1 protein-coding gene and 1 pseudogene are annotated in these 693 nt (G+C 56.7%); both read left to right on the forward strand.

The genetic code is table 11. From position 1 onward, the window contains the following. A pseudogene (locus OGY71_RS00275) lies at window positions 1-75 on the forward strand (helix-turn-helix transcriptional regulator); the annotation flags it as partial. After that, window positions 72-629, forward strand: coding sequence for a host cell division inhibitor Icd-like protein (locus OGY71_RS00280; RefSeq protein WP_061357468.1), 558 nt, complete (start codon window positions 72-74; stop codon window positions 627-629). The pseudogene OGY71_RS00275 and the gene OGY71_RS00280, both read left to right, overlap by 4 nt. Window positions 630-693: the final 64 nt, after the last annotated feature.

Here is a 693-nt window from a genome sequence, read left to right on the forward strand (position 1 = left end):
GCGTGGGCGCAGTCTGAAATCACTGCATGGATGGCGGATCGCATTGCCGAACGTAACCGGGGCTATGACGCATGATGATGATCGTTCAGCAAACAGCCCCTTTTTCTGGCTTGCTTCTTTTCGCCGTTTCCAGGTATAGTTTTCCCGCTGTCGCAAAATCGGCAGCCGGAATTGGCGTTCCGAATAACTTCAAGGCGACACGACACGCGCCATGCGTGTTTTTTTATGTCGTTGCTCAGGCACACCCATTTTCAGGGCTGTGGTGTTTATTCGTGCACCCGAGCCCTTTTCTGATAATGGTAGTCCGGGCGGGGCAGCCTTCGGGCTGGCCGGTTTCCTTGAAGGCCGGTTACGCCAACCCCGTTCGGGCTGCCACCAGTGAAATTGGCGTTTCCGGTGGTAGTTTTTCAAACTACTTCAAGGAGGCTGCCATCATGGCTACTACCCTCACCCCGTCACACCCGCAGTTTGTCTTTGTGTTTGCCGCCGTTCGTCGCGCAGACCGTAAACCCCGTATCTGTATGCTCCGCACCGTTGCCGGTGATGAGCACGCCGCACGTCTTTCTCTCGTTCGCGATTACGTTCTCTCGTTCGCTGGCCGTCTGCCGGTTGCGGAGGTGCGCGCATGAGACACACCACCATTACCGCCCGTGACCTCGAATGTCTGGAGCATATGCGCAACGTCGGCCAGCT

Source organism: Citrobacter sp. Cpo109 (assembly GCF_030332565.1).
Lineage (GTDB): Bacteria > Pseudomonadota > Gammaproteobacteria > Enterobacterales > Enterobacteriaceae > Citrobacter > Citrobacter portucalensis.

Excerpts from the sequence above, each read along its gene's own strand:
- OGY71_RS00280 (WP_061357468.1), top strand. The coding sequence starts at position 72 with ATGATGATGATCGTTCAGCAAACAGCCCCTTTTTCTGGCTTGCTTCTT.